The organism is Streptomyces inhibens, assembly GCF_022221585.1.
In the GTDB taxonomy this organism is placed as follows: domain Bacteria; phylum Actinomycetota; class Actinomycetes; order Streptomycetales; family Streptomycetaceae; genus Streptomyces; species Streptomyces inhibens.
Map to the genome: position 1 here is coordinate 1317221 of NZ_CP084681.1, position 17651 is coordinate 1334871.

General features: G+C 71.5%; 17 protein-coding genes and 3 pseudogenes. 10 read left to right on the plus strand and 10 right to left on the minus strand.

Going from position 1 to position 17651, the window contains the following annotated elements; all coding sequences use genetic code 11:
• Positions 1–227 precede the first annotated feature (227 nt).
• The 7 genes from KI385_RS06170 to KI385_RS06200 all read left to right on the plus strand — a co-directional run bounded on the left by KI385_RS06170 (position 228) and on the right by KI385_RS06200 (position 6424).
• Positions 228–383 carry a hypothetical protein gene (locus KI385_RS06170; protein ID WP_181923569.1) on the plus strand — a complete coding sequence of 52 codons (156 nt, stop codon included), beginning with the start codon at positions 228–230 and terminating at the stop codon, positions 381–383.
• Positions 384–513: 130 nt separating this feature from the next.
• On the plus strand, positions 514–1776 hold the full coding sequence (locus KI385_RS06175) for a hypothetical protein (RefSeq protein ID WP_238571210.1): 1263 nt from the start codon (positions 514–516) through the stop codon (positions 1774–1776).
• Positions 1773–2285: a glycine-rich domain-containing protein gene (locus KI385_RS06180; protein ID WP_128504915.1), complete on the plus strand. Its 513-nt coding sequence runs from the start codon at positions 1773–1775 to the stop codon at positions 2283–2285. The genes KI385_RS06175 and KI385_RS06180 overlap by 4 nt, the downstream gene beginning before the upstream one ends.
• 56 nt (positions 2286–2341) lie before the next feature.
• Complete coding sequence (locus tag KI385_RS06185) at positions 2342–3664, plus strand: MFS transporter (RefSeq protein WP_238571211.1); 1323 nt, start codon at positions 2342–2344, stop codon at positions 3662–3664.
• Between the two features lie 148 nt (positions 3665–3812).
• Complete coding sequence (locus KI385_RS06190; protein ID WP_238571212.1) at positions 3813–4256, plus strand: hypothetical protein; 444 nt, start codon at positions 3813–3815, stop codon at positions 4254–4256.
• A gap of 93 nt (positions 4257–4349) precedes the next feature.
• Complete coding sequence (locus KI385_RS06195) at positions 4350–4952, plus strand: carbonic anhydrase (protein WP_238571213.1); 603 nt, start codon at positions 4350–4352, stop codon at positions 4950–4952.
• Positions 4953–4969: 17 nt separating this feature from the next.
• The gene (locus KI385_RS06200) at positions 4970–6424 is read left to right on the plus strand and encodes a SulP family inorganic anion transporter (protein ID WP_238571214.1); all 1455 of its coding nucleotides are present in this window, start codon (positions 4970–4972) and stop codon (positions 6422–6424) included.
• Positions 6425–6565: 141 nt separating this feature from the next.
• On the opposite strand, the gene KI385_RS06205 is transcribed toward KI385_RS06200, so the two are convergent.
• Positions 6566–8044, minus strand: coding sequence for an APC family permease (locus KI385_RS06205; RefSeq protein WP_238571215.1), 1479 nt, complete (start codon positions 8042–8044; stop codon positions 6566–6568).
• Between the two features lie 194 nt (positions 8045–8238).
• Here KI385_RS06205 and KI385_RS06210 point away from each other — a divergent pair, with 194 nt between their 5' ends.
• Positions 8239–8685, plus strand: coding sequence for a nitroreductase family deazaflavin-dependent oxidoreductase (locus KI385_RS06210; protein WP_238571216.1), 447 nt, complete (start codon positions 8239–8241; stop codon positions 8683–8685).
• 17 nt (positions 8686–8702) lie between these two features.
• On the opposite strand, the gene KI385_RS06215 is transcribed toward KI385_RS06210, so the two are convergent.
• The 3 genes from KI385_RS06215 to KI385_RS06225 all read right to left on the minus strand — a co-directional run bounded on the left by KI385_RS06215 (position 8703) and on the right by KI385_RS06225 (position 12153).
• A complete protein-coding gene (locus KI385_RS06215; RefSeq protein WP_238571217.1) occupies positions 8703–10688 on the minus strand; it encodes an ABC transporter permease in 1986 nt (661 codons plus the stop codon).
• 102 nt (positions 10689–10790) lie between these two features.
• The gene (gene modA / locus KI385_RS06220) at positions 10791–11591 is read right to left on the minus strand and encodes a molybdate ABC transporter substrate-binding protein (RefSeq protein WP_238571218.1); all 801 of its coding nucleotides are present in this window, start codon (positions 11589–11591) and stop codon (positions 10791–10793) included.
• Between the two features lie 166 nt (positions 11592–11757).
• Entirely contained in the window at positions 11758–12153 is a 396-nt protein-coding gene (locus KI385_RS06225) for a TOBE domain-containing protein (RefSeq protein WP_238571219.1), read from the minus strand.
• Positions 12154–12366: 213 nt separating this feature from the next.
• Between KI385_RS06225 and KI385_RS06230 the strand changes: the two genes are divergently transcribed.
• Positions 12367–12786: a TOBE domain-containing protein gene (locus KI385_RS06230; protein ID WP_238571220.1), complete on the plus strand. Its 420-nt coding sequence runs from the start codon at positions 12367–12369 to the stop codon at positions 12784–12786.
• A gap of 58 nt (positions 12787–12844) precedes the next feature.
• On the opposite strand, the gene KI385_RS06235 is transcribed toward KI385_RS06230, so the two are convergent.
• From KI385_RS06235 to KI385_RS06250, 4 genes and pseudogenes are all read right to left on the minus strand, one after another.
• Entirely contained in the window at positions 12845–13363 is a 519-nt protein-coding gene (locus tag KI385_RS06235; RefSeq protein ID WP_238571221.1) for a molybdopterin-dependent oxidoreductase, read from the minus strand.
• Positions 13364–13579: 216 nt separating this feature from the next.
• Positions 13580–13813 (minus strand): hypothetical protein, encoded by a 234-nt coding sequence (locus KI385_RS06240; RefSeq protein WP_238571222.1) that lies wholly within the window; start codon positions 13811–13813, stop codon positions 13580–13582.
• Positions 13814–13883: 70 nt separating this feature from the next.
• Positions 13884–14478 (minus strand): annotated as a pseudogene (locus KI385_RS06245) ((2Fe-2S)-binding protein); the annotation flags it as partial.
• Positions 14475–15364, minus strand: a pseudogene (locus tag KI385_RS06250) (FAD binding domain-containing protein). The pseudogenes KI385_RS06245 and KI385_RS06250, both read right to left, overlap by 4 nt.
• Before the next feature lie 157 nt (positions 15365–15521).
• On the opposite strand from KI385_RS06250, the gene KI385_RS06255 reads away from it, so the two are divergent.
• Positions 15522–17042: a PucR family transcriptional regulator gene (locus tag KI385_RS06255; RefSeq protein WP_238571223.1), complete on the plus strand. Its 1521-nt coding sequence runs from the start codon at positions 15522–15524 to the stop codon at positions 17040–17042.
• A 7-nt stretch (positions 17043–17049) separates the two neighbouring features.
• Here KI385_RS06255 and KI385_RS06260 read toward each other — a convergent pair whose 3' ends face one another.
• Both KI385_RS06260 and KI385_RS06265 read right to left on the minus strand, forming a co-directional pair.
• Positions 17050–17457, minus strand: a complete 408-nt coding sequence (locus tag KI385_RS06260; RefSeq protein WP_238571224.1) for a TOBE domain-containing protein — start codon at positions 17455–17457, stop codon at positions 17050–17052.
• A 59-nt stretch (positions 17458–17516) separates the two neighbouring features.
• A pseudogene (locus KI385_RS06265) lies at positions 17517–17648 on the minus strand (transposase family protein); the annotation flags it as partial.
• Positions 17649–17651 lie beyond the last annotated feature (3 nt).

Here is a 17651-nt window from a genome sequence, read left to right on the forward strand (position 1 = left end):
ATATGGTTCCGCGGTTGATCATCTCGACGCAATTCCGCCAAAGTTGGCGCGCCGGGCATGCTTCCACGGCCGGCGGTATTGCGCTTCATTGACATTCGCTTGGTCATTCTTTTACTTTCGGTGCAGCGGCATCAGCGCAGGTCAGCGCCGTATGCCCGGTCCGGGGAAGGCGATCACTGCCGCCGCCCGGGCCCCGTCCGTCTTCCGCACTCTCACCGGAGGTCCCCATGGAGCAGCTCATCAAGAAGATGGCCCAGGACACCGTCTGGCAGAACTGGCTCGCCGCCAACTCCGCCACGCAGGCGGCGAAGAACGGCTGCATCAGCGCGGCGCCCAAGGCCGGCTGCATCAGCGCCACGCCCAAGGCCGGCTGTATTTCCTGAGCACCACTCCCACGATGGCCCGGGAGCGGGACGGCGGCGCTTCCCCCGCCGCCGGTCACCGCCCGCTCCCGGGCACCGCGCCCCGAATTCCCCCTGCGGACACCCCGTTCCGAGCGTTGACGAGGATTCCATGGATGGTCAGCCGACCGCCGAGGTCATCGAGCAGATCCGCGACATACCGATCTACCGCGAGTCGCTGGCGAAGGGCTACTTCCCCCTGCTCGACAAGCCGGAGATCGCGCGCGGCTTCCCCGACAACTGGATGACTCCCCGGCTGGCCGCGGCGTTGGAATCCGGCGAGGCGGAGTTCGTGCTCTCGACGGGCACCAACCACGCCCGGATGCAGATCATCCGGCCCCCGTATTTCCTGCTGCGCTCCTATTACCGGCTGTGGAGCGAGCACCCCGATATCGCCCATACCTGGGATTCGGGCTGCCGGCGCGTCTCGCTGACCACGGTGCTGGCGACGGAACACGTGGCGCGGGTCAATGCCACACGGCGCGGCACTCCGCCGGAGCCGGTCCCCACTCTCGACGACCGTTGGCTCGACGAACGCACCTGCTATCTCAATCTGCGGCTCGACCCGGCGCAGTGGGAGCGCGCCGAGGTGGTGCGGATGCTCGGCGAGATCCAGGCCGCCCGGCAGGCGCACCCGCGCGGCTGGTATCACCTCGACTGCTCCGGATATCACCTTGCGCATCTGGTGCGAAAGGTCGGAGAGTGGGGGCTGTGGGACGACTTCCCGCCGCCCGCCAGCATCATCCACGCCTACGAATACACACCGGTCAACGTCCGGCGTTATCTGGAACAGCACTTCGCCTGCCCGATCATCGATCTGTTCGGCAGCACCGAGCTCGGCTATCTCTACTTCAGCGACCGCCGCGGCACCTACTGGCCGCATCTCGACAAGATGAGCGTCGAGCTCCATCCGGTCGCCGCCGGAAGCACGATCTACCAGCTCATCGTCTCCAGTGTGCGCAATCCCTATATGCCGCTGATCCGGTACCGCTCGGGTGACTGCGTCCGCACACTGGACGGTACGGCCGACCCCGGAAAGATCGCCCAATTCTGCGGCCGGCAGAAGGAATTGCTCAGCACGCCGCACGGGCCCGTCGCACAGGGCGACCTCGACCGGTGCATCGGCGAGGCCTCGCCGCACGTCTTCGTGCATCAGTTGCAGTTGACCGGGGATTCCGGTGCGCGACTGGCGTATACGACGTTCAACGGCGCACCCGTCGCGGCCGCGGAGGCCGCGGCGTTGGAGCGGGGCATCGGGGAACTGACCGGGCGGCGCTGCCGGCTCGACCACCGTACGCATATCCCCATCGGCAAGTCGGGAAAGTACGCCTGGCTCGCGAACGACGTCAGTAGCACCCGGACAGGAGAGACATGACCAGCCGGCCGCGGATATCCGCCGACGATCTCAAGGACCTGCTCGGTGAGGCGCTGCACGCCGAGGTCGTGACGTATTTCGACGAAAAGAGCGCCGCGCCCCGGGAGTTCGTGGCGCGTCAGGTCACCGAATGCCTGCGCTATCTCTATCTCGTCTCCCGGCACCACGACCGGCTCGGCGGGCTGTTCCTGCCGGTCGAGCAGGACATCGACGAGATCTGGCACTACCTCATCCTGCAGACCCGCGAATACCGTGCACTGTGCGAGGAGCGGCTGCCGGGACGGTTCTTCATCGAACACCGCAGCATCGCCTACGAGGACTACCAGCAGGAGCCGGGCCGCGAGCAGGCGCTCGAAGAAGCCCTGCGCTGGATCCCGTTGTACTGCCAGGAATTCGGCCCGTTCGACGAGGGCGCGCTGCCGCACTGGACGATTGTGCGTTTCCTCCATGAGCAGATGGGGCTGTCGCTCGCGGATATCGCGGCGCTGGAGCCGATGGCAACTCCGTAAGGCCTGTCCCTCACCTCACCCCTGACATTCACCGCCGGTTCGATCGGAAAGGAATCATGAAGGCACGGAACGGCGCCCCGGCCCTACGCGAGGTGCCGGAACAGCGGCGCATTCTGGCCGTGCTGGTCTTCTCGCAGATACTCAGCGGTGCGGGCCTGGCCGCGGGAATCACCGTCGGCGCACTGCTGGCCGAAGAACTGCTCGGCTCGACGGGTCTGGCCGGCGTGCCCAGTGCGCTGTTCACCGCCGGGTCCGCGCTCGGCGCCGTCGGCATCGGCCAGATCTGCCGGCGCTGGGGCCGGCGCCCCGGGCTCGCGCTCGGGTACGGCGTCGGGGCGCTCGGCAGCCTCGGGGTCGTGGCGGCGGCCGCCCTCGGCAACGCTCCGCTGCTGTTCCTGGCCCTGCTGGTCTACGGAGCGGGCACCGCGACGAATCTGATGGCGCGCTACGCGGGAGCGGATCTGGCCTCCCCCGCGCGGCGCGGGCGCGCCGTGAGCACGGTGCTCTTCGCCACCACGCTCGGTGCGGTGGTCGGCCCCAATCTGGTGACGCTGACGGGAGAGGTGGCGCACTCCTGGGGCATCCCGCGCCTCGCCGGCCCGTTCCTGCTGGCCACCGCCGCGTTCGGGTCGGCCGCGGTGGTACTGGCCTGTCTGCTGCGGCCGGATCCACTCCGGCTGGCCGAGGCGCTGGCCAAGGACAAGAGCGTGGCGGAGGCCGAGGGCCCGACGGCCGAGGGCCCGACGGCCGACTCCGACGACCGGACGGCCGCCCGCCCGCGGCGGGCCGGGGTGGTCACCGGCACCACGGTCATGGTCCTCACCCAGCTTGTGATGATCGCGGTCATGACGATGACGCCCGTGCACATGCGGGCGCACGGGCATGGCACCCAGGCGGCCGGTTTCGTCATCGCCCTCCATGTCGGCGCGATGTTCCTGCCGTCGCCGCTCACCGGGCTGCTCGTCGACCGGGTCGGCCGGCTGTGGGTCGCCGGCGCGTCCGGTGTGACCCTGCTGGCCGCCGGTGTCCTCGCCGCCGTGGCCCCGCCGTCCTCCCTTCCCGCGCTGGCCACCGCGCTGGTACTGCTGGGCCTGGGCTGGAACTTCGGGCTGATCAGCGGCACCGCCATCGTCACCGACGCACTGCCGCCCGCCCGACGCGCCTCGGCACAGGGGCTGGTGGATGTCGGCATCGCGCTCGCCGGTGCCACCGGCGGCGCGTCCTCGGGCCTGGTCGTCGTCCTCGGCGGCTATCCGACGCTGGCGCTGGCCGGCGGGATCCTCGCGCTGGCGGTCGTGCCGGTGGTCGCCTGGTCGGTCCGCCGGCCGCCGCACCCCGCCGCTCGCGCGGCCCCCCGTACGGATACGGAACGGACATGAACTCCCGTCCGACCGACGGTTGTACACGGCCCTGGCCCGCAATCACGTGCGGCCGGCGCACAATCGGGGAAATCTTGAAACTTGGCGTCATTTCTCGTTATCACGCCGGAAACCTGGATGCTGCACTATTGAGACAGGCTGTAGACGCATGAACGAGCCACGGGGGGCCACGATGCGGAAGGACACCGGCATACCCGGCATACCGCTGCCGCGTCGGCTCCGTACTCTCCTGACCGCCCTCGTCGTCGTCCTGGCGTTCCTGCTGGGCGGTGTGGGGCCCGCCGCCGGCGCGGCGGCCACCGCCTTCGCCGCGCCCGCCACGAAGCCCGCGGGCGCCCCGCCGGCCGCCAAGCCCAGCTCCGACAACAACGAGGAAAAGACCAAGCGCGAGGCCGAACGCGGCCAGCCCCGGGGCGCCGCCCGGACCTCCGTCGGAGTCCCTCACCACCCCGGCCGGCCGCTGCCGCCGTACACCGACGGCCCGCCGGCGCCTCATGCCGGCACGGCCTCCGGCGGCCCCTCCGCCGGCAGCTCAACCAAGGCGGCCAGACCGGTCTCACTCCCCGTCCTGCACTGCGTGTTCCGCTGCTGAACGCGGTTGTGGTGGCCTGCCCCACCAGCCGCACCTCGCACGTTCTCGCCACCACCCCCACAGTGGCTCCACTCATCAGCAGGAGACCTCCTCATGGAGACCTTCATCCAGCATGCCCGGGGCCTGATGGCCCGTATCGCCGACCGACGTGACGCCCAGGAAACCTACGGCCGGCTCGCGGCCGGCCAGTCGCCTCTCGCCCTGTTCATCACCTGCTCCGACTCCCGGGTCATCCCGTCCCTGATCACCGGGGCACAGCCCGGCGAACTCTTCGAACTCCGGACGGCCGGCAACGCCGTCCCCGTCTACCAGGAAGGCATGGCGGCCTGCGCGGAGGCCGCGACCATCGAGTACGCGATGCGGGTGCTGCGTGTGGCCGACATCGTGGTGTGCGGTCACTCGCACTGCGGCGCGGTCGGCGCCAAGGCCCGTGGCGAGGATCTGACCGGCGCACCCGCCGTACGGGACTGGCTCGCCCAGCAGCTCTCCGACGAGCTGCCCAAGGACGAGGAGCCGACGGTCGCCGCCGCGGTCCAGCAGCATGTGCGCGAACAACTCGACCGGCTGCGCGGCTACCCGTGTGTGCAAGAGCGCCTGGCCGCCGGCGAGGTGACGCTGCACGGGTGGTTCTACGAGGTGCACACCGGCCTGGTGGCAGCACATCAGCCGACCTCCGACCTGTTCCTCCCGCTGTGAAGGCAAGCGTGCACCTCATGAAGCGACTCACCTCATTCCGGGCGGACTTCACCGCCTCCCTCGTCGTCTTTCTCGTCGCCGTCCCGCTGTGCGTGGGAGTGGCGGTCGCCTCCGGCGTACCGGCCGAGCTGGGACTGGTCACCGGCGTCGTCGGCGGACTGCTGACCGGTCTGCTGCCCGGCAGCAGCCTGCAGGTCAGCGGCCCCGCCGCCGGTCTGACGGTGCTGGTCTTCGAAGCCGTCAAGGAGTACGGCATCGGCGCGCTGGGTGCGCTGGTGCTGGCGGCCGGTGTGCTGCAACTGGCCATGGGCGCACTGAAGTTGGGGCGCTGGTTCCGGGCGATCTCGGTCGCCGTCGTGCAGGGCATGCTGGCCGGCATCGGTCTGGTCCTGATCGCCGGACAGCTCTACGCCCTCACCGACGCCAAGGCGCCGGGCAGCGGGCTGGCCAACCTCGGCTCGCTGCCGGGCCTGGTCATCGACACCGTACGGTCGGGGACCGCGCTGGCCGCGTTCGCCATCGGCGCCGGCACCATCGCCGTCCTGGTGCTGTGGCCCCGTTGGCGCCGCGCCGCACGCATCCTGCCCGCGCCGCTGGCCGCGGTCACGCTCGCCACCAGCGCGGTCTGGGCGCTCGATCTGCCGGTCGCACGCGTCCAGGTCAGCGGCCTGCTGGACGCGATCCAGCCACCCGGCCTCGCCGACCTGGGCCGGCTCACCGAGATCGGTGTGCTCGGCACGGTCCTCGCCTTCACGCTGATCGCGTCCGCGGAGTCGCTCTTCAGCGCCGCCGCGGTCGACCGGCTGCACGACGGGCCGCGTACGGATTACGACAAGGAGCTGATGGCCCAGGGTGCGGGCAACGCCGTCTGCGGTGTCCTCGGTGCCCTGCCGATGACCGCCGTCATCGTGCGCAGCGCCGCCAACGTCCAGGCGGGCGCGAAGACCAAGGCCTCGCGGGTGCTGCACGGTGTCTGGCTGCTGGTGTTCGCCGCGGCGTTCCCGGCGGCGCTGGGTGTGGTGCCGCTGGCCGCGCTGGCGGGCGTCCTCGTACACGCGGGCTGGAAGCTCATCCCGCTGCGCGAGCTGCGGCCCCTGTGGCGTGAACACCGCGGTGAGGCCGTCGTCCTGCTCGTCACCGCCCTTGCGATCGTGACGGTCAATATGTTCGAGGGCGTCCTGATCGGCCTTCTGATGGCCGTCGCGAAGACGGCCTGGGAGACCTCCCATGTGCACCTGGAGGTCCACACCCCGGACGACGCCGAGGAGCCGGTGCAGGTACGCGCCGTCGGCAATGCCACCTTCCTGCGGCTGCCCAAGATCCTGGACCAGCTGGAGGCACTGCCCGCCGACCGGGACGTGGAACTCGATCTCAGCGGGCTGCGGCACCTCGACCACGCCTGCGGCGCCGCGCTGACCAACTGGTCCGAGCAGCACCGCCGTAACCTCCGGGCGGTGGAACTGGTGTCCTGACGGGGATCCGGCGGGCGACGTCGGACAGGAGCTCGGGGGCGGTCGCGGTGTCGCGGCCGCCCCCGAGCACGAGGGCCGGTACCCGCGCCTCCCCCAGCCGGTTCCGTCCGTCCGGCGTCCGCGCGCTCTCCGGTCGGTTGCTCAGCCGCGTTCCGCGTCCACCGTCGTCAGCCGCTCGTACGCCCGTGGATCCCGGCGCCGGATGCGCAGCGCCACGACCGGTCCGGCGGCGAAGACGAGCGGCAGGGGTGCCAGCAGGGCGATATTGATGCCCGTCGGCGCGTCCGTCAGAAGGCCGAAGTTCCGGCAGACCAGCACGATGAGGACGACGAGACCGGCGCAGGAGGCCAGCGGTGCGACCACGACACGCCAGGCGGGCAACCCGCGGCGGTCGCCGCGGAAGAAGCCGAAGACGGCGAGGGCGGCCAGCGCCTGCAGCAGCATGATGCCGAGGATGCCGGTGCCGTTGGTCCACAGGAAGGTGACGGCGTACGGGTCCTGGCCGGTGAGGATCGTGGCGAGCACGGCGAGCAGGGCGATCGCCGACTGGAGGAGAACGGCGGCGGCCGGGGAGCGGTGCCGCGCGGTGACCGTGCCGAGGCGGCGGGGCAGCAGGCGTTCGCGGCCGAGGGCGTAGAAGTAACGGGTGGCGCCGTTGTGGAAGGCGAGGGTGGCGGCGAAGGCGCTGGTGATGAGGAGGAGATGCATGGCGTCGGCGGCCCAGGCCCCGGCGAAGCGCCGGGTGGCGGCGAAGACCATGTCGGTGCCCGTGGCGGCTTTCGCGACCGTCTGTGCGTGGTCCGCCCCGTAGGCGTTGATGATCGTCCAGACGGTGAAGGTGTAGAAGAGCGCGAGGAATCCGACCGCGATACAGGTGGCGCGCGACACCGAGCGCTCCGGACGGCGCGCCTCCTCGGCGTAGATCGCGGTGGCCTCGAAACCGATGAACGCGCCGACGCAGAGGACGAACATGCCGCCGGCGCCCGCGGTGCCGAGGTGCTCCGGCGAGAGCGCGCCGAACCGGGGGCCGTCGGGCCCGCCGCCGTGCGCGAACACCGCGGCTTCGAAGACCAGCAGGATCAGCGCTTCGAGCGCCAGCGCGACACCGAGCACCTTGGCGCTGAGGGTGACCTTGCGGCAGCCGAGGACACCGATGGCGACGAGCCCTGCCAGCGCCCAGGCCCACCAGGGGACGCGGACGCCGGTCAGATCGCGGAACCCGGCCCCGGTGAACCAGCCGAACACCGCCAGCAGGCCGACCTCGATGGCGTTGTACGACAGCAGGGCCACATACGCCGAGCCGACGCCGGCCGCCCGTCCGAGCCCGCGGCCGATATAGGCGTAGAACGCGCCGGCGTTGCGGACATGGCGGCTCATCGCGGTGAAGCCCGCGGCGAAGACGATCAGCAGCAGTCCGGAGAGGAGATAGCCGAGCGCCGCGGCCTGCCCGGCCATCTTGATCGCCACCGGGGCCGCACCGGCCATCACGGTCAGCGGGGCGGCCGCGGCCACGACGAAGAAGACCAGGTCAGCGGTGCCGATGGCGTTCTGTTCCAGGGTTGGGGCCACGGGTGGCGCGGGGGCCGCGGAGGCTTGCGGCGCGGGTGGCTGGGTGCTCATTGGCGAGACCGTAGGCGCGGCGCGGCCCGTGGGAAAGAGCGCATTCCGCGTGCGGGAGGCGCACGGAACACGACGGCGTGAGCGGAATAATGGTGCCCACCACGGTTGTTGAGCGAAGGACATGACGGTCGTGGGCGGCGGTCCTGCCGGCCACGGTCGATTCACACAGGCCTTCGTTGGATGGGACGGACAGCATGCCTCTTCAGGGTGAGTACGAGCCGAGCCCTGCGCAGTGGGTGCGCGATCAGGTCGCGCTGTACGAGAGCTCCGGCGGCACGGAAGGCACGACACTGCGCGGGTTGCCGGTCGTCGTCCTCACCACCCGGGGTGCAAAGAGCGGCAGGATCCGCAAGAGCCCGCTGATGCGGGTGGAGCACGACGGGACGTACGCCGCGGTGGCCTCCATGGGCGGCGCCCCCACGCACCCGGTCTGGTACCACAATGTCGCGGCCGATCCGCGGGTGGAGCTCCAGGACGGCCCGGTGCGCCGGGACATGACGGCCCGTGAGGTCACGGGTGAGGAGAAGGGGCTGTGGTGGGGGCGCGCGGTCGAGGCGTACCCCGATTACGAGGACTACCAGAAGAAGACGGACCGTCAGATCCCGGTTTTCGTGCTGGAGCCGGCGGCCACGGAGCACTGACCGGGCACCGTCGGCGCTCAGAGTGTCACGAGCGAGACCTCGGTGGCCTTGACGCTGGTCCATACGGACACCCCGTCGGCGAGGCCGAGTTCAAGGGCGGCCGACGGGGTGATTTCGGCCACCAGGTCGGGGGCCTGGTGCGAGGTGACGAGGATCCGTAGCCGGCTGCCCGCCGAGGTGATCTCCCGTACGGTCCCCGGCCAGACGTTGCGGGGGCTGCCCGCGGGCTTGTCGAGGTGTACGGACACCGCCTCGGGGGCGATGATCGCCAGGGCCTGGGCGCCGTCGGGGAGTTGGTCGGCGACGACGAGATGACCGCCGTCGGCCAGCGCGAGGCGGTCGCCGGTGGCGGTGCCCGGCCAGGCGTTGCGGCCGAGCATCCGGGCGACCCAGGGTGAGCGCGGGTGGCGGGTGACCTCGGCGGGCGGGGCGTCCTGGAGGGCGCGCCCGCCGTCGAGTACGAGAACCCGGTCGGCGAGCGAGACCGCTTCGACGGGGTCATGGGTGACGATCAGGCAGACGCCGCCGAAGCCCGCGAGATGGCCGCGCAGGGTGTGGCGGACGTGAGCGCGGGTGGTCTGGTCGAGCGCGGCGAGCGGCTCGTCGAGCAGCAGCAGGCGGGGGCGGGCGGCCAATGCCCGTGCGAGGGCGACGCGTTGGGCCTGTCCGCCGGAGAGCTGGGCGGGCTTGCGGTGCGCGAGGTGGCCGACGCCGAGCCGGTCGAGCCACTGCTGTGCCGCGCGGCGGGCCTCGGCGCGCGGGGTGCCGTGCGCGCGCAGCCCGTATGCGGTGTTGGTCAGGGCGCTCAGATGCGGGAAGAGCGCGCCGTCCTGGGGAACCCAGGCGACGCCGCGGCGGTGCGGGGGCAGTGCACTGACGTCGGTGTCGCCGAGGCGGAGCGCGGCGCGGGCGCGCGGGGTGAGGCCGAGCAGGGCGCGCAGCAGGGTGGTCTTGCCGGCGCCGTTGGGGCCGACGACGGCGATGGTGGTGCCCGGTTCGGCGTCCAGGGTCAGCTGGTTGAAGCCGGTGACCTCGGCGTGCAGCGGCCAGCGCTCCTGGGGCGCGGCGGACTGCGCGACGGACTGCGCGACGGGCGGGTGGACGCCGGTGGTGGGAGGGGCCGGGGGGACGGTGTCGTCGGCGGCGCGTGCGCTGCGGGCCGCGCGGTCGGTGGTGGCACCGGTCCAGCGGCCGCGCAGACAGATCAGGACGGCCATGGCGATGGCGAGCAGCAGCAGGGAGACGGAGGTGGCGGCCTCCGGGGAGTCCTGGAGCAGCAGATAGACCTGGAGCGGCAGGGTCTGGGTGGTGCCGGGCAGATTGCCGGCGAAGGTGATCGTCGCGCCGAATTCGCCGAGCGCACGCGCCCAGGTCAGCGCGGCGCCCGCGGCGAGGCCGGGGGCGACCATGGGGAGGGTGACGGTGCGGAACACCCGTACCGGAGAGGCGCCGAGGGAGGCCGCGGTCTCCTCGTAACGGGGGCGCAGGCCGGCGAGCGTGCCCTCCAGGCTGATGACCAGGAACGGCATCGCGACGAAGGTGGCCGCGACCACCGCGCCCGAGGTGTGGAACGGCAGCACGATGCCGAAGGTGTCCTCCAGCCAGGGGCCGAGCAGCCCGCGGCGGCCGAAACCGAGCAGCAGCGCGACACCGCCGACGGTCGGCGGCAGCACCATCGGCAGCAGCACCAGAGAGCGGACCAGCGCCTTGCCGGGGAAGCTGACCCGGGCCAGCAGCCAGGCCAGCGGTACGCCCAGCAGCAGCGACAGCCCCAGCGCCCAGAAGGACACCAGCAGCGACAGCCGGAGCGCTTCGAGGACACCCGGGCTGGTCAGATGGGTGCCGAGGTCGCTCCAGGTGGTGCGGGCGAGGATGCCGACGAGCGGCATCAGCAGGAAGGCGACGGCGACCAGCGCGGGGACGGCCAGCGCGACGGGGGTTCGGGTACCGGGCGCGCGCAGCCTGCCGGCCGGGGGCGCGGCAGCGGTGCGGGGGCGTCTCATCGCGGTTCCTGGGATCGGAGCGGGGCGGGCCGGTGGACGGCGGGCGGCGCACGGGGCTGTCCACTCCCCCGAGCCGGACAGTCCCGTGCGCGCCGTCGGGGATTACGGCTTCTGGAAGCCCGCCTGCCGCAGGATCTGCTGCGCCTCGGGCGTGCTCAGCCACTTCACGAACGCGGCGGCGGCAGCGGCGTGCTGGGACGTGCTGAGGGTCGCGGCCGGGTAGGAGGCGACGGCGTTCTGGGCGTCGGGGATGTCGACGGCGTCGACCTTCTTCGGCGCGGTGGCGGCGTCCGTCTTGTAGACGAGACCGGCGTCGGCCTCGCCGAGTTCGACCTTGCTGAGCACCGCGCGCACGTTGGGCTCCTGGGAGACCGGCTTGACGTTCAGCTTCTGCGCGTCCAGGACCTGCTTGCTGTAGCGGCCGACCGGCACCTGGGAGGCGGCGAGGACGACCTTCAGCTTGCTGTCGGTGAGGTCCTTGAGGCTGCCGATCTTCTTGGGGTTGCCCTCACCGGTGGCGATGACCAGACGGTTCTTGGCGATGACGGTGGGGGTGCCGACGTCCACCTTGATCCCGTCCATGGTCTTGGTGTCGGCGGTGACCACGGCGTCGGCGGGGGCACCCTCCCTGACCTGGGCGGCCAGTTCCTGGGAGCCGGCGAAGGAGAAGTTCACCTTCGTGCCCGGGTGCTCCTTCTCGTACACCGCGCCGGCCTTCTTGAAGACATCGGTCAGCGATGAGGCGGCCAGTACGGTGAGCTCCGTCTTGGTGACGCCGCCGCCGGACTTCTTGGCACCGTCGTCCTTCTTGCCGTCGTTGCCGTCGCAGGCGGCGAGCGGGACGAGGAGGGCGGCGGTCACGATCGCGGCGGCGGCGCGGCGCCCGGTGAAGAGCTGGGACATGAGGCGGGACTCCTTGTGACGCGGGACGACAGGGATCGTCCGAGCGGATGGAAAAGCCGCGCCGTGGACGGGCGACGCCGCTGAGATGAGGCAGCCGACCGGTGGGGACGGTAGGTGCGGTGCGGGGCGGGTGGTACCGCGGTGGATCAGCTGCGACCGCGGTGGCTCAGCCGCGGTCGATGTGCACGCTGGTGGACTTCACGCGGGCGGTGGCCTGCATGCCGACCTCCAGGCCCAGTTCCTCCACCGCTTCCCGGGTAAGGAGGGACACCAGGCGGTGCGGACCGGCCTGGATCTCGACCTGGGCGGCGACATCGCCGAGCTTGACGGCGGTGACGATGCCCGGGAAGGCGTTGCGGGCGGAAGTGTACGAGGGGTCGTCCTCACCGGTGCCGTTCTGCGCCACCTCGATGGAGAAGGCGGCCAGATCGCGGCCGTCGATGAGGCGGCGGCCGCTGTCGTCGCGATGGGTCGCGACCTTGCCGGCGTCCGCCCAGCGGCGGGCGGTGTCCGGGCTGACGCCCAGCAACCGCGCCGCCTGGCCGATCGTGTAGGACTGCATGTGCGACAAGATAGGCGACTTTGGCTCGCATTTGCAATTCATAAGGCGAAGCTATATGGCAGATGCCAGGCTCCTTGGAGGAAGGAACAAAGGCCCGACGCCCGGCTCGCACCCACCTCGTATACCGGGAGGAAGTGGCTAGAGTGCTGACGACAGAGCGGAAGATTCCCGACATTTCGCTCTGACCTTCCTCTTCCCAGATGAGGCACTTCCATGAGCCTGAGCATCCGAAACCAGATTCCCGGCACCGTCGTCTCCGTCACCCCCGGCGAGGTCATGGCGACCGTCAAGGTCCGCCTGACGAGCGGCCAGGAGATCACCGCCGCGATCACCCTGGAGGCGGTCAACGAGCTCGGCATCGAGGAGGGTTTCGAGGTACGCACGCTGATCAAGTCCACCGAGGTCGCGCTCGCCACCGGCACGGTCGACGGCCTCAGCATCCGTAACCAGATCCCCGGCACGGTCACCGATATCGCCACCGGTGGCGCGATGGCCGGCGTCAAGGTCGCCGTCGCGGGCGGCGAGCTGACCGCCGCGATCACCAAGGACGCGGTCGAGGACCTGGGTCTGACCACGGGCTCCGAGGTCACCGCGCTGATCAAGTCGACCGAGATCTCACTCGCCGCCGCCTGAGCACGCCGCGCCCCCACGTCCCCCGGCCGACGGGGGACTTCGACATTTCCGGCGGCCGCTACGACGGCTCCGGCGGGTCACAGACGCCGACCCAGATGCCGGTGATCGCGCTGATGTAACGCGCCCCGCAACGGTCGGAGGGCACCACGAGCTGGCTGCCCGCCTCGTCCAGCCGGCGCCCGTCCATGGCCGTGGCCAGCAGGACCGGCGCATCGCCGAAGTCGGGGTCGATCTCCGCCCAGGACAGCGCCGTGTGGTGCCCGTCCCCGCCGGTGACGGCCAGCAGGTAGCGGGAGCGGTCCTTGCGCCGCCGGGCGTCGAAGGCCGGACCCGCCTCGTCGAGGACGTCCCGCAGCAGCGGCCCTTCGAAGGTGTGGTGCTGCGGCCCGTTGGTCGCGCAGTCGAAGACCACCTCGGCCCGGCGCTGCGGCCACCGCTCCCGCAGGTCCGCGACGGTCAGCGTGAGCGGCCGGCGCAACTGACCGTGGATCAGAAAGCGCCGGGGTCCGGCTGATACGGAAACCCCGGGCGTCGGGCGTACGGCGGTGGTGCGGGACGGCGGGCTGAGTCGGCTCATTCGAGTCCCCCTTGGGGCGATCCACGCGGCGGCTGCCTCCCTGTGATGCCCGACCGATCCGCCGGTGAATCTCGGATGCCACCCTCCGCCGCATTTTTCCCTTGCTGTTGTGAGGCAAAAGGGGCCAAGAGGGCGGCATGTCCAGGACCGGGATTACGCCACCCCACGCCACCCGTGCGACGCCACGCCGCCCACGCCGCTCGCCGTCCGGTCGCCTCACACCGACTCTTCCCGCGACGGATGCCGTCCCGCCGACCGGCCCGGTACCGCACCGCCGGCGCGATGCTCCTCCAGAGCCGGCCACACCTTGTCGCGCAGCAGCGGGACCTCCGTGAACCGCACCCCGGTGACGTCCCGCAGGGCATGGGCGAAGGCGGGGGCCACCGGGTTGAACGGGCTCTCGCTCATCGACTTGGCGCCCAGCGGCCCGATGGCGTCCGAGGTCCGCATGAAGTGCACCTCGGTGCGCGGTACATCGGCGTAGGCCGGCAGCCGGTAGCGGCGGAACGCGGGGGGTGACGGGCACGTCGATGTCGAAGGTGTAGCGGGCGGTGCCGGTGACGACCTGCGGCCCGGCCGGGGCGGGCAGATTGCGGCCCACCGCCTGCCCCGGACAGGGCGCTTCGCCCTGCCCCGGACAGGGCGCTTCGCCCTGTCCGGGGCAGGGCGCTTCGGCGTGCCGGACGCCGCGCACCGCGCCCTCGATCGCCCGGTAACCGGTGCACCGGCACAGATTTCCCCTTGAACGCCCGTGGCAGATCGGCGAGTTGATCCTCGTCGAGCGCGGCGGTCGTCATCACGAACCCCGCCGTGCAGAATCCGCACTGGAAGCCCTGCGCGTCGAGGAACCTCTGCTGTACGGGGTGGAGTTCACCGTCGTCCTTGGCGAGCCCCTCGACGGTGGTGACCCGGCGGCCCTCGGCGCGGACGGCCGGGTACAGGCAGCTGTGCACGGGCTCACCGTCGACATGGACGGTGCACGCCCCGCAATCGCCGGCGTCGCAGCCCTTCTTGACCCCGAACCAGCCGCGGTCGCGCAGATAGGTGCGCAGACATTGGCCGGGGCGCGGTTCGGCGTCGAAGGGCCGCTCATTGACATGGATCTCGAAGCTCATCGCACACCGTCCCTGGTGAGTCCGCGGTTCCCGGTGAGTTCCGACCGGACCTCCTCGGCCAGCCGCAGCGCCATGTGCCGGCGCCAGGCCGGCAGTCCGTGGATGTCGTCGAACCAGTCGCCGTCGGCGACCGTCCGCTCGATGGTGTCGCGCAGTTCCTCGGCGTCCGGCGGCAGCGGGAACCAGAGGCGGAACGGCCGTACGGTGGCGGCGGTGAGGGTCACCGCCAGTGAGCCGTCGAGCGGGTCGAGGGCGCCGATGACCAGTGCGCCGGAGCGGCCGAGTCCGTACAGGGGTGCCTGTCGGAAGGCGGTACGGCACATGAGCGCCCGGGCGGGCAGGGTGACCGAGCGGAGCAGTTCGCCCGCGCCGAGGTCCTTGCGTCCGGCGCCGGTGATGAAGTCCGCGACCCGGGTGCGGCGCAGCGAGCCGTCCTGCGCCTGGAGCAGACAGCTGCCGTCGAGTGCGGCGGTCAGCGAGATCATCGGCCCGGCGGGCAGTCCGTTGCAGAGGTTGCCGCCGACCGTCGCCATGTTCCAGATCTTGAACGAGGCCAGGAAGGCGCGGCAGCACTGCTCGAACAGCGGTGCCGCCGGGGCGTCGTAGGCCGCCGCGAAGCGGGAGAGCTGGGCGATGGTGCAGGTCGCCGCGATCTCCAGCGAGCCGTCCGGTCGGCGGGTCAGCGGCTGCCGGCCCATCCGGCCGAGGTCCACCAGGCGCCGTATGTGCGGCTGCGGTTCGGAGAAGAGGTAGGTGCCGCCACCCAGCCAGGCGTCGCCGGTGCGCCAGGGGTGCGCTGCCGGGCGTCGCGCACCTCCAGCACCGTGTTCAGGTCCGTGCCGCTGAGTGAAGCAACGGCGCACCGCCGGGCACGACTGGTGCACAGCACGGAAAAACACCAACGCCGGGCCGCGGATCTGGATGATCAACCAAGAGGGCTATGGGCTTGATCAGCTTGCATTTACGATGCTGTCACTCGCATTCGCCTCGTGAATGTGAGATGCCGAGGGCTCGCGCCCGGCAGCCGCCCAAGGAGCCAGCACATGCACGTCCAAGATCTCCTCCAGGTTGATTCGCTCGATCTGACCCTGCTGTGGGGCGAGGGCCCCCTGCTCGCCCGGGAGGTCAGTGGTGTCACCGCCACCGACCTGGAGGACCCGGCCCGGTTCCTGCAGCCGGGCGAGCTGGTGCTGAGCGGACTGGTGTGGTGGTCGCCCGACGACAGCCCCGCGAAGACCGACCGTTTCGTCGCGGCGCTGCACTCGGCCGGGGCCACCGCGCTGCTGGCCGGCGAGGAGACCCATGGCAAGGTCCCGGACGTCCTCGTCGACGCCTGCCGAGCGCACGGCATCGTGCTGATCGCGGTGCCCGCGCACACCACCTTCCGTGCCATCACGGAGGCGGTGTATCTGCGCCAGTGGGGAGATCTGAGCCGGCGCCCCACCGATCACTACGCGCTGCCGGAGAACGTCCGCACCGAGCTGGCCGGTCTGCTCGCCGAGAACGCCGGACCGGACGCGCTGCTGGACCGCGCCTTTGCCCATCTGGGCGGGCCGCCCTGCTATCTGCTGACGGCGACCGGCCGGGTGATCGCGCGGACCCCGGCCGCCCCCGGCCTCTCGGCGCAGCAGGCGGTCCGGGATCTGCGGTCCGCGGTCGGCACCGGTCTGCGGATCGACGGGGAGTACGGACCGTACGACGGCTGGCAGTTGCATCTTCGGGGGGCGGCCGACGCCCCGCCGCGGGTGCTGCACGAGATCGCCGAGGTCATCGCCCACTACCGCCACCGTGCCGAGCTGCGGGAGGCGGCCGAACGGCGGGCGGCCGACGAGCTGATCGCGCTCGCCGGCACCGGCCCGGCCGACGGTGCGGCGCTCGACGGAGCGCTGCGCGCCTGCGGTCTGCCCACCACCGGTCCGTACCGGGTGGTGCTGGCCGCGCTGGGCGGGGAGGAGGACGGCGGGGCGCTGAGCGCCCTGACCGAGGCGCTGCGGCACTCCCCCGGTGAACCGTTCGCGGCCGGCCGGCTCCCGGGCGGCGAGGCGGTCGCCGTCGTGCACGCGGACCCGGGCACCGAGGGACGCACCCCGCTCGCCGAGGTCTGGCCGGCCCTGCACGCCTGCCGGCCGCAGACGCCGCTGCACGCCGGGGTCAGCGGACCGGTGGCGACCGCCGAAGGGCTCAACTCCGCGCTGGACCAGGCGCGTTATGCGCTGGCGGCGGCCCGTGCCGCGGCCCCGGAGGCCGCCCGGGTGACCTCCGTCGAGGACCTCAGCACGCTGGGCGCCCTGCTCGCCGGGGTCCCCGCCGATGTCCGTACGGCCTTCAGCAGCCGGGTGCTGGGCCCGCTGGCGCGCGGCAGCAGCTCCTCGCACCGGATGCTGCTGGAGACGCTGGAGGTGTTCCTCGCGCAGCACGGGTCATGGGCACGTACGGCCGAGACACTGCATCTGCATGTGAACACGGTGCACTACCGCATCCAGCGGATCGAGACGTTCACCGGGCGCGATCTGTCCCGGCTCGATCACAAACTGGATCTGCAGGCGGCGTTGCTGTGCCGTTGAGGGGGGCTCAGCTCCGGTCGTCCGGCCGGTCGATATGGACGTTGGTCGACTTCACCCGGGCCGTTGCGGTCACGCCGACCTCGATGCCCAGTTCCTCGACCGCCTCCCGGCTGACCACCGACACCACTCGGTGCGGCCCCGACTGGATCTCGACCTGGGCGATCACATCATCGAGGGTAACCTTGGTGACGATCCCCGCGAACGAGTTCCGCACCGACGTCAGCACATCGCCGGGCACCGGATGCAGTCCCGAGGCCCGCTCCTTGGCGAACGCCGCCAGGCTCACCCCGTCGATGACGCGGTTCCCCGCGCCGTCCCGGTCCATCCGCAGCTGCCCGCCATCGGCCCATCGGCGGACGGTCTCCGAACTCACACCCAGCAGCCCGGCTGCCTGACCAATGCTGTACGTCGGCACCCTCGCACTCTAGGGCAGCGGCCGAGCGGGGCCGACCAGGGACGTCACGGCCTGCGGACGGAGACCCCGAACAGCAAGGCCAGTTGGCGCATCGTCAGGTTTGTGCGCAAGTAGGCCGCAACCAGCAGAACCAGGACAGCCGGCGGCAGTCCCCACGGACGCCACCGCCCCGGCGCCCCCGCACGTTCCAGCGC